The 1135-nt window shown below is 70.7% G+C and carries 1 protein-coding gene; it reads left to right on the forward strand.

All coding sequences use genetic code 11. The features are described 5' to 3' along the window. A partial coding sequence (locus tag ABWP84_RS16010; protein WP_353213046.1) for an acyltransferase domain-containing protein occupies nucleotides 1–1135 on the forward strand: 1135 nt, incomplete at both ends.

Here is a 1135-nt window from a genome sequence, read left to right on the forward strand (position 1 = left end):
GGCCTGGCGCTGGGCTCGGCGCCGCGCGGCCAGGGTGTGGCCTTCGTCTTCAGCGGCAATGGCGCGCAATGGCCTGGGATGGCGCAGGCCGCAGCATTGCGCAATCCGGCCTTCCGTGCGGCATTGCGCGCTGTGGATGCTCAGCTCAAGCCCTTATTGGGCTGGAGCGTGGCGAAGCGATTGGCCCAGGGGGTGGATGCCCCCACCCTAGCCGAAACCGAGCATGCCCAGCCGTTGCTTTTTGCCGTGCAGATTGGCCTGGTCGCGGCGCTGGCCGCGCAGGGCATTCGCCCCGCCCTGGTGCTTGGCCATTCCGTGGGTGAGGTGGCCAGTGCCCATGTCGCAGGCTTGCTGGACCTCAAGGGAGCCTGCCGGCTCATCGTGGCGCGCAGCCGCCACCAGCAGGCGATGCGGGGCCAAGGCCGCATGGCGGCGCTGGGCGCAAGCGCCGAGGCGGCAGCGCCCATCCTTGCCGCCTGCGACATCCCCGGCGAGAAGCGGCTGGAGATCGCCGCCATCAACGCACCTTCCGCCATCACCGTGGCCGGGCCACCGGCGGCCCTGGCGCTGCTGGACGCGGCGGCCAGGGAACAGCGCTGGAGCTTCATCCCGCTCGACCTCGATTACGCCTTCCATTCCAGCTATATGGACCCCCTGCGCGGGCCCCTGATGGCCGATCTGCGCGGCATGCGCGCATCCGCCGGCCAAATCCCGATGATCAGTACTGTCACGGGCGAGGTGCTGGAGCCCGGCCAGTGCCGTGCCGATTACTGGTGGCGTAACCTGCGCGAGCCGGTGCGCTTTCACGCCGCCCTGGCCCGCGCCGCCCGGATGCAGCCGCGGCTATTTGTGGAAATCGGCCCCAACCCGGTGCTGCTGAGCTATCTGCGCGATGGCCTGCGCGCCTTGGGCAGTGAGGCGGCCTATACCCACAGCCTCTCAAAGCGCGACCCGGCGGGCGACCCCTTGCCCGCCATTATCGACCGCGCCACGGCCCTGGGGGCCGACCCGCGTGATGCGCCGCATTTCCAGGGCGCCAGCCGCCGTCAGGGCCTGCCGCGCGCGCCGCTGAGCCGCATTCCCGTCCCCATGCCGCGCAGCCATGAGCGGATGATCCTGGCCGAGCAGCCGGTTG

The sequence above is a fragment of the Rhodovarius sp. genome, assembly GCF_040399605.1.
Lineage (GTDB): Bacteria > Pseudomonadota > Alphaproteobacteria > Acetobacterales > Acetobacteraceae > Rhodovarius > Rhodovarius crocodyli_A.